Source organism: Corynebacterium hylobatis (assembly GCF_003955685.1).
GTDB lineage: Bacteria > Actinomycetota > Actinomycetes > Mycobacteriales > Mycobacteriaceae > Corynebacterium > Corynebacterium hylobatis.
Map to the genome: position 1 here is coordinate 1 of NZ_RXHJ01000033.1, position 7,429 is coordinate 7,429.

General features: G+C 61.9%; 7 protein-coding genes. All 7 read left to right on the forward strand.

The window, feature by feature from the left end; genetic code table 11:
* The first annotated feature begins 421 nt into the window (after window positions 1-421).
* The gene (gene aqpZ / locus EAH68_RS14420) at window positions 422-1,165 is read left to right on the forward strand and encodes an aquaporin Z (RefSeq protein WP_126122027.1); all 744 of its coding nucleotides are present in this window, start codon (window positions 422-424) and stop codon (window positions 1,163-1,165) included.
* A 75-nt stretch (window positions 1,166-1,240) separates the two neighbouring features.
* Window positions 1,241-1,648: a hypothetical protein gene (locus tag EAH68_RS14425; protein WP_126122028.1), complete on the forward strand. Its 408-nt coding sequence runs from the start codon at window positions 1,241-1,243 to the stop codon at window positions 1,646-1,648.
* 421 nt (window positions 1,649-2,069) lie between these two features.
* Window positions 2,070-3,086, forward strand: coding sequence for a siderophore ABC transporter substrate-binding protein (locus EAH68_RS14430; RefSeq protein ID WP_126122029.1), 1,017 nt, complete (start codon window positions 2,070-2,072; stop codon window positions 3,084-3,086).
* 213 nt (window positions 3,087-3,299) lie between these two features.
* Complete coding sequence (locus EAH68_RS14435) at window positions 3,300-4,313, forward strand: ABC transporter permease (RefSeq protein WP_126122030.1); 1,014 nt, start codon at window positions 3,300-3,302, stop codon at window positions 4,311-4,313.
* On the forward strand, window positions 4,306-5,424 hold the full coding sequence (locus EAH68_RS14440; protein ID WP_126122031.1) for an iron chelate uptake ABC transporter family permease subunit: 1,119 nt from the start codon (window positions 4,306-4,308) through the stop codon (window positions 5,422-5,424). Before EAH68_RS14435 ends, EAH68_RS14440 begins: the two co-directional genes overlap by 8 nt.
* Complete coding sequence (locus EAH68_RS14445) at window positions 5,421-6,176, forward strand: iron ABC transporter ATP-binding protein (protein WP_126122032.1); 756 nt, start codon at window positions 5,421-5,423, stop codon at window positions 6,174-6,176. The genes EAH68_RS14440 and EAH68_RS14445 overlap by 4 nt, the downstream gene beginning before the upstream one ends.
* Window positions 6,177-7,097, forward strand: a complete 921-nt coding sequence (locus tag EAH68_RS14450) for an arsenic resistance protein (protein ID WP_126122033.1) — start codon at window positions 6,177-6,179, stop codon at window positions 7,095-7,097.
* Window positions 7,098-7,429: the final 332 nt, after the last annotated feature.

The following is a 7,429-nucleotide window of genomic DNA, read 5'->3' on the forward strand; positions in this document are numbered from 1 at the left end:
CCTGCAGGTAGATCAGATATACCGTGAATCCCCGGCAGCTCCACCAAAGAGAGATCCCCAGACCATCACTGGTCTGGGGATCTCCTCATTTTGTAGTCCGCCCCCTGAAGTAGGTCTCGGGGGTTAGGTCCGGACATGTATCTCTCGGGTGCGGCGGCATGGTGGGCAGCGCGGATCCTGGGGGATACATGTCCGGACCTAACGGATGGAATCTAGCGGATGAGACCTAACCCCCGGTTCTCAACTCCCAAGGGGCAGGCCCCGGCAACACCGGCTCGGATGGCTGTGCTCGCAGATGTGGAACGGTTTTGGACGATTCTGACGTATCCGTTACACAAATACGCTGCCAGCAGGGGCGACGCATCGTAGAGTCAGCTTCATACACTGTTTCCCACCGTCTGGAGTTCACGTGCATCAATCAATGACGACACGCCTGGCCGCAGAGTTGCTGGGTACTTTTGTCCTCGTCTTCGGCGGCTGCGGTAGCGCGGTCTTCGCTGCGAGCGTCCTGTCCGCTGACAACCCGAACATCAATATGGGCATCGGCTTCGTCGGTGTTGCCCTGGCCTTCGGACTCACCGTCCTGACCATGGCCTACGCCGTCGGCCACATCTCCGGCGGGCACTTCAACCCGGCTGTCACCCTGGGTGCGTTCCTCTCCAACCGCGTGGAGGGTTCGGCCGTGCTTCCGTACATGGTTGCCCAGGTGATCGGCGGTTCGCTGGCGGGTGGTGTCATCTACGTGATTGCCTCGGGTCGGGAGGGTTTTTCGGCTGTGGAATCCGGTTTCGCCACCAACGGCTACGGGGACCGGTCCCCGGATGGTTATTCACTGGTGGCTGTGCTTGTGGCGGAGGCCGTGCTCACCGCCATCTTCCTCTGGATCATTCTCGGATCCACTGATCGTCGTGCCCCGCAGGGTTTCGCTCCGGTCGCGATTGGTCTGGCGTTGACTCTGATCCACCTGATCTCGATCCCGATCTCCAACACCTCGGTGAACCCGGCACGTTCGCTGGGTGTGGCGTGGTTCGCGGGGAGCGAGCCGTTGATGCAGGTCTGGGCGTTCATCGTCGCGCCGCTGGTGGGTGCGGCGATCGCAGGTTTCACCTACCCGCTGCTCTTTCCGGACGAGAGTGATCATGTGCTGGAGGAGATCGGCTCCTGAGATTGCCACTGGCGTCGAAAGGAGCGAACGTGTACCTTGTATGAGTACACGTCAACAATATTGCTAGGAGCTTTCATGTCCAAGATTTCCACCGCCATCCTCCGCGGCGTTTCCGGCGCCTTCATCGCCAACTCCGGCGTGGGCAAGATCGGCATGCCGGCCGAGTATTCCGCCGGCGTCCAGCAGGCCGCGGCTTCCGGCATCCCGGCACTGGCGAAGCTGCCTTCGGACAAGTTCGGCACCTGGCTCGGCTATGCGGAGACCGGCCTCGGTGCGGCTCTGCTGGCCCCCTTCGTGCCCAGCAGGATCGCCGGCGCCGGGCTGGCCGCTTTCGGCGGCGGCCTGCTGTCGATGTACTTCCGCAACCCGGAGAACACCGAGGCTGACGGTATCCGTCCCTCGCAGGAGGGTATGAGCCTGGCGAAGGATGTCTTCATGCTGGCCATCGGCCTCGCGCTGATGACCCAGGGCGACGACAAGTAGGGTTTGCCGCCTGCCCCCGCATTCTGAGTCAGCTCAGGGGCGGGGGCTTTCTGCTGCCTGTGGGCCCTCCGGAGGTGGGGGCGAGTGTCAGGGTATTTCCCGGAGATTTCCCAGGGGGTCGGGGCGAAATCACTGGTCAGCGGCAGTCAGCGATTTCGGGGGGTGTGAAATTTACCAATTTGTGTCATCGGCCACCCTTTCGCCGGTAAGGTGAGCCAAAGCAACGTCTGGGTTGAAAATTTGCGAAAACTCTCCCACCTCGCAGTTTGCTGGATTTCACCCCTCCCGAGGGTTGATTTGGGCAAGGTAGCCTTGCCTTGCCAGTGGTGACGTTGTACTGTTCTCCACTTAGGGAACCCTGCCCTAAAATACCAGGACGCTGGTCACCTTTCGAACTGATTTTTAAGGAAACAAGGACACCATGGCACGATTCCGTACCTCCCTGATCGCCGCGGTCGCCGCTGCCGGTCTGTTTCTCACGGCCTGCTCCGACAGCGGCACGACCGCGGCTGACACTGACAGCACCGCTGCCGCCGAGGCCACCACGATCACCATCGAGGACAACCACGGCACCAAGGAGATCGCCCAGCCGATCGGCAACGTTGCCGCGACCGATAACCGTGCCTTCGAGCTACTGGACCGCTGGGATGTTGATCTGGTGGCCGCTCCGGTCAGCCTGGTCCCGTTCACCGTGACCTCCTACAAGGAGGACGAGAACATCGTCGACCTGGGCACCCACCGTGAGCCGAACCTGGAGGCGCTCACCGCCGCCCAGCCGGAGCTGATCGTCAATGGCCAGCGTTTCGCCCAGTACTACGACGAGATCTCCACCCTCAACCCCGACGTCACCATCATCGAGCTCGATCCGCGTGACGGCGAGCCGCTGGACCGGGAGCTGATCCGCCAGGCCGAGGTCCTCGGCGAGGTCTTCGGTGAGGAGGAGGACGCGGCCACCATCGTCGCCGACTTCAGCGATGCCCTCGAGCGCGCCAAGACCGCCTATGAGGCCGTCTCCGACAAGTCCGTCATGGCCGTCAACGTCTCCGGTGGCAACATCGGCTACATCGCCCCCTCCGTCGGCCGTACCTTCGGCCCGATCTTCGACCTGCTGGGCATGACTCCGGCTCTCGAGGTCGACAACGCCTCCTCCGACCACGAGGGCGATGACATCAACGTCGAGGCGATCGCCGCCTCCAACCCGGATATCCTCCTCGTTATGGACCGCGACGGCGGTACCACCACCCGCAACACCGACGAGTACGTCGCGGCTGAGCAGGTCATCGAGGACAACGAGGCCCTGGCCAACGTCACCGCGACCACCGAAGGCAGCGTCTACTACGCGCCTGCCGACACCTACACCAACGAGAACATCATCACGTACACCGAGATTCTCAACGGTCTGGCCGACCTCTTCGAAGAGGCCGCGAACAACAATTAATTCGGTGGACTGGGGAAGGGGCGGCTAGGATTCGTCCCAATTTCCGGAATCACCCGAAACATCTAGGAGGCTGTCTTGTGCACACGAGGCAGCCTCCTTCCCTTTTACCGCCCCACCAGGCCCGGACCGCACCGGTCCGCCCACGCCAGAAACCAGGAAACACGTATGTTCATCGCTGCACCGTCTGCCAGTGAAAGAAAGGGGGACTGAGGGGTGTCCACCGCATCTCCTGCTTCCGCGCAGTCGGAGACAACCCCCGGACGTCAAGTACGTACCCGGGTGAAACTCTTCGACTGGAAGCTGATTCTCGGCTTTATCTTTGTCGCCGCCCTCGTCATGGCCTCCCTCTTCACCGGACAGTACGACATCTTCGGTGGTGATGACGGTCAGCTCATGTTTGAGGCGGTCCGGATCCCACGCACGGTCTCGCTCATCCTCGCGGGTGCCGCCATGGCGATGTCCGGCCTGGTGATGCAGCTGCTGACCCAGAACAAATTCGTGGAACCGAGTACCACCGGCACGACGGAGTGGGCGGGCCTGGGTCTGCTGGCGGTCATGTACTTCATCCCCGCGGCGACCATCCTCGACCGGATGATCGGCGCAGTGGTGTTCTCCTTCGTCGGCACGATGATCTTCTTCATGTTTCTGCGCCGGGTGACGCTGCGTTCCTCGCTGATCGTGCCCATCATCGGCATCATGCTCGGTGCGGTGGTCAGCTCGATCTCAACTTTCTTCGCCTTGCAGACAGATATGCTGCAGCAGCTTGGCATCTGGTTCGCAGGTTCCTTCAACACGGTCTTCCGTGGCCAGTACGAGGTGCTGTGGATCGTCCTGTTCATCGTGATCGCGGTGTTCTTCTTCGCGGACCGGCTGACGGTCGCGGGAATGGGGGAGGAGATCGCCACCAACGTCGGCCTGAACTACAACCGCATGATCCTCATCGGCACCGGCCTGATCGCCGTGGCAACGGGTGTGGTCACCGTCGTTGTCGGCAGCCTGCCTTTCCTGGGTCTGATCGTGCCGAACATCGTCTCCATGTTCCGTGGCGATGACCTGCGTTCCAACCTCCCCTGGGTATGCCTGATGGGCATCGCGGTGGTCACCGTCTGCGACCTGATCAGCCGCACGATCATCGCGCCCTTCGAGATCCCGGTCTCCGTGATCCTGGGCATCATCGGTGCGGTTGTCTTCGTCATCCTGATTGTGAGGCAGACGCGCCGTGGATAAGCACATCGAGAACAAGACGACGGGCCTGGAGCGCCGCGAGACCTTCCTGGAGTCCACCGCGGTGGAGGAGCACGTCACCGTCGCAGACGAAGAGACCACCCCCATCAGGGAGCGGACCTCAGGCCCGTTCCAGACGAAGAAGGCCAGGCGCAAATACTGGCTCATCATGGCCGGCCTGTTCGTGGCCGCGCTCGTCTTCACCTGGGGACTGATCTGGTACAACAACCCGATGCCGGTGGGCCATCCGGGATTCGCACTCATCGCCGAACGCCGCATGGAGTCCGTCGTGGTCATGGCGATCGTGGCGTTCTGCCAGGGCATCGCCACAGTGGCCTTCCAGACGGTGACCAATAACCGGATTCTCACGCCCTCGATCATGGGCTTCGAATCGCTCTACACGGTCATCCACACCTCGACGATGTTCCTCTTCGGCACGACGGCCTTCCTCGCGACCCGGGGCCTGGAGCTGTTTGTCGGGCAGATGGCCGTGATGATCCTGCTGACACTGGTGCTCTACACCTGGCTGCTCACCGGCAAGGGCGGCAATATGCACGCCATGCTGCTGGTCGGCATCATCATCGGTGGTGGCCTGGGTTCGGTGTCCACATTCATGCAGCGCACGCTGACTCCCTCGGAGTTCGACGTCCTGTCCGCTCGTCTCTTCGGCTCTGTCAACAATGCGGACACGCAGTATTTCCCGATTGCGATCCCGATGATCGCCATCGCGGGCATCCTGCTGATCCTCAACTCCCGCAAGCTCAACGTCATCGCGCTCGGCAGGGATGCGACCACCAACCTCGGTGTGAACCACAAGCTCCTGTCGGTCTACACGCTGATCCTGGTGTCCGTGCTGATGGCTGTGTCGACCTCGCTGGTGGGGCCGATGACCTTCCTCGGTTTCCTCGTGGCCACCCTGGCCTACCAGTTCGCGGACACCTATGACCACCGTTTCATCTTCCCGATGGCCGCTCTCACCGGTTTCGTGGTGCTCACGGGTTCCTACTTCATCATGAACCACATTTTCCGGGCGCAGGGTGTCGTCTCGATCATCATTGAGCTGATCGGCGGTACCGTCTTCCTCATCGTCATCCTCAGAAAGGGCCGACTGTGATCACACTGACCAATGTCCGTAAGGAATACAACAGCGATGTGGCCATCGGGCCGGTGACGCTGGAGATCCCGTCCGGCGGCATCACAGCGCTGGTCGGCCCGAACGGTGCCGGCAAGTCGACGCTGCTGACGATGGTCGGGCGCCTCCTGGCGATGGACTCGGGCGAGATCACGGTGGCGCAGCACGACGTGTCGTCGACAAGCTCGAAGGACCTGGCGAAGATCATCTCGATCCTGCGCCAGGAGAACCACTTCGTGACCAAGCTGACGGTGCGCCAGCTCGTCGGCTTCGGCCGTTTCCCCTACAGCAAGGGCCGGTTGAATGCGGAGGACGAGCAGATCATCTCCCGCTACATCGACTTCCTGAACCTGACCGACCTGGAGAACCGTTATCTCGACCAGCTCTCCGGCGGACAGCGTCAGCGCGCATATGTGGCGATGGTGCTCTGCCAGGAGACGGATTATGTGCTTCTCGACGAACCGCTGAACAACCTTGACATCGCCCACTCTGTCGAGATGATGAAGCACCTGCAGTCCGCCGCCCGTGAATTCGGCCGTACCATCATCGTGGTGCTGCACGACATCAACTTCGCGGCCCGTTACGCCGACTACATCTGCGCGGTCAAGGGCGGCAAGATCGCGGAGTTCGGCACGCCCCGGGAGGTCATGCGCGATGACATTCTCACCGAGATCTTCAATACCCCGGTCCAGGTGATCGACGGCCCCAACGGGCTCCTCGCCGTCTACCACTAGATGGTCCCCTGGCTCGAGCGTAACCAGATCGCCTGCTACCTCGCGGCGATCCTGGCCGGCCTGCTCATTGACACCCCGGTACTGCAGGGTCTGGTGACCCCGGTACTGGGGCTTCTGCTTTTCGTCACCTTCCTGTCTGTTCCTCTGACACGCGTGCGTATCGACGCCCGCTTCCTCACCGCCCTCGCCCTGCTCAACGCTGTCATCGTCCCCGTGGTTGCGGGGCTGCTGGCCCTGCCCCTGCGTGATGACACCGTGATCCACGCCGCTGTCCTGCTCGTTCTGCTCGCCCCCTGCATCGATTACGTCATCGCCTTCACCGGCCTGGCCGGGGGAGCGCGCGCTCAGTTGCTTGCGGCGACGCCTCTTCTGCTCATCGGACAGTTCCTGCTTCTCCCACCCCTGCTGCGTCTCTTCGTGGGGTCGCAGGAGGCGCTCCCTGCCGGACCTTTCCTCAAGGCCTTCCTCCTGTTGATCCTTCTTCCCCTGGGCGCGGCCTTCCTTCTGCAGCGGTTGACGCTGCGCCACCGCTGGGCCCGGCGTATCGACGCCGCCGGCAATGCCGCGATGGTCCCGCTCATGATGTCCACGCTCTTCGTGGTGCTCGCCGGCCACGCTGGAGGAGTGCTCGAGCAGTGGCAGCGGCTTCTCCTTCCCGCCGGTATCTACCTTCTCTTCGCCCTCGTGATGATCGTGGCCGGCCTGACGGTCAGTTCCCTGCTGCGGTTGCCCGCCCCGCAGCAGGTGGCGGCGACCTTCAGCGGCGTGACCCGCAATTCGCTGGTGGTTCTGCCCTTCGCCCTGGCGATGGGTGGGCCCCTCGCTCCGGTCGTGGTGGTCACCCAGACCATGGTGGAACTGGTCATCATGGTGGTGATGGTGGGGTCCATGCCCCGCATTATTCGCAGAATGGCCGGATGACCTGGCGATTTGCTTGTTCGGGCTAAAGCTTCGTATAGTCATTCTCGTTGCCAAGAACGGTTACCGAGAGGTTGCCGGGAAGGAAACGAAAGCAGAACTTCTCAGTTTGGATTTGACAGAGTCGGTCCGATACAGTAAGTTCAGACAAGCTGCTGAAGAGCTTGAGCCCCTGAGGGTGACAGTGAAAAGCATGCAAATGTTGTTTGAGAACTCAATAGTGTGCCAATGTACTTTTGTTTGTGATCGTTGGTTGTGCCGTGTCACCGGCCACATGTCCTTGATGGGGCGTGTGGTGGGTGCGTGCCGGGTGGTGCCTGCCCTTAAGGGTGCCA

What these genes read in the sequence shown, in the direction of transcription:
- aqpZ (WP_126122027.1), top strand. Translation starts at nt 422, where the DNA reads ATGACGACACGCCTGGCCGCAGAGTTGCTGGGTACTTTTGTCCTCGTC.
- EAH68_RS14425 (WP_126122028.1), top strand. Translation starts at nt 1,241, where the DNA reads ATGTCCAAGATTTCCACCGCCATCCTCCGCGGCGTTTCCGGCGCCTTC.
- EAH68_RS14430 (WP_126122029.1), top strand. Translation starts at nt 2,070, where the DNA reads ATGGCACGATTCCGTACCTCCCTGATCGCCGCGGTCGCCGCTGCCGGT.
- EAH68_RS14450 (WP_126122033.1), top strand. Translation starts at nt 6,177, where the DNA reads ATGGTCCCCTGGCTCGAGCGTAACCAGATCGCCTGCTACCTCGCGGCG.